Here is a 609-nt window from a genome sequence, read left to right as displayed (position 1 = left end):
TCGGGGATCTCGGCCAGCGAGCTTTTCGCGCGCTCCGGCGTCGGCAAGCGCGTCATCGGTGTCAGCGGACTGGTGGAGGTGGTGCCGGACAATATCCTGGCATTCGACCATTCGGCCGGCCGCCGGCGCATGATATTCGAGGGAGCCGCGACGAATTACATCCGATATGCCAATGATTTCGCAGGCACCGGATGGTTCAAGGACGGCGGCTCGACTATCACGGCGAATGCAGCCGTCGCCCCCGATGGGGCGATGACGGCGGACCGGTGCCAGATCGCCTCATATCTGGGCTGCGATCTGGGCGCCAATATCACGTCGCGCGGCACATTCTCAGTGTGGCTCCGGAGCGCGACCGGTGCCAACCAGACCGTCCAGATGTACCTAGCCTACTCCACGCCCGACGGCGTCACGGCGAACCAGAATTTTACCGTCACGACGACGTGGCAGCGCTTCGTGCTCACTGGCACACCGCCGCCCGGCGCGACGGGGTTCCGTCCGGTCATCGCGGCGGGCGATGTTTATGCGTGGGGCGCTCAGTTCGAGACAGGCTCGGCCGCCACGTCGCTAATCGCCACCGCCGGCAGCGCCACCACCAGACCCGCCGATTTG

At 65.7% G+C, this 609-nt stretch carries 1 protein-coding gene; it reads left to right on the top strand.

Annotated features, from left to right (window positions below; genetic code table 11):
- Positions 1 to 609, top strand: a 609-nt coding sequence (locus EJ105_RS27700) for a phage head spike fiber domain-containing protein (protein ID WP_250168896.1), incomplete at both ends; no start/stop codon positions are given.

This window comes from Xanthobacter aminoxidans (genome assembly GCF_023571765.1).
Classification (GTDB): domain Bacteria; phylum Pseudomonadota; class Alphaproteobacteria; order Rhizobiales; family Xanthobacteraceae; genus Xanthobacter; species Xanthobacter aminoxidans.
Note: the sequence above shows the minus strand (reverse complement) of the source record. Positions and strands in the feature narration are given on the sequence as shown.